We start from the raw sequence: 276 nt of genomic DNA, 5'->3' as shown, positions 1-276 counted from the left end.
GGTTACTCACCGGAGAGAATTAATCCAGGTGATAAAGAGCATCGCGTTACTAATATTTTAAAGGTGACAAGTGGCTCGACACCTGAAATTGCAGAACAAATTGATCAACTTTATAAATCAATTATTACAGCAGGCACCCATAAAGCAAGCTCGATTAAGGTCGCTGAGGCTGCAAAAGTAATCGAAAACACTCAGCGTGATGTTAATATTGCACTGATTAATGAGTTATCAATTATTTTCAATAAATTGAATATTGATACGCTTGAAGTGTTAGAG

At 36.2% G+C, this 276-nt stretch carries 1 pseudogene; it reads left to right on the top strand.

The features are described 5' to 3' along the window. A pseudogene (locus AAEZ03_RS27220) lies at positions 1–276 on the top strand (Vi polysaccharide biosynthesis UDP-N-acetylglucosamine C-6 dehydrogenase TviB); the annotation flags it as partial.

It is taken from the genome of Pseudomonas sp. HY2-MNA-CIBAN-0224 (assembly GCF_040310285.1).
Taxonomy (GTDB): Bacteria; Pseudomonadota; Gammaproteobacteria; order Pseudomonadales; family Pseudomonadaceae; genus Aquipseudomonas; species Aquipseudomonas helleri.
Note: the sequence above shows the minus strand (reverse complement) of the source record. Positions and strands in the feature narration are given on the sequence as shown.